Source organism: Catellatospora sp. KI3, assembly GCF_029948125.1.
Lineage (GTDB): Bacteria > Actinomycetota > Actinomycetes > Mycobacteriales > Micromonosporaceae > Catellatospora.
Window position 1 is genome coordinate 1 of sequence record NZ_JASAMB010000090.1, and the last position, 269, is coordinate 269.

Annotated in this window: 1 pseudogene; it reads right to left on the reverse strand. The window is 70.6% G+C overall.

Going from position 1 to position 269, the window contains the following annotated elements:
- Positions 1-269, reverse strand: a pseudogene (locus tag QEZ54_RS36315) (extracellular solute-binding protein); the annotation flags it as partial.

Consider the following 269-nt stretch of genomic DNA (forward strand, 5'->3'; position numbering starts at 1 on the left):
ACATGATGGTCCGCAGGAAGTCGATCGTCGTGGCTGGGGCGTCCTTGCCGACCACGAAGCCGTTGCCGCCGCCGAACGCCTCCGACACCGTGCCCTTGCCGCCCTCGACCGCCGGGAACGCGAAGAACCCGAGCTTGTCCCCCAGCCCCTTCCTGCTGGTCGAAGTCGAGGACTGCACGGACGGCGCCCACTGGCCCATCAGCTCCATCGCGGCCCCGCCGTTGCCCATCGTCGCGGCCTGGCCGTCCGGCGACGAATACTCCGCGCCC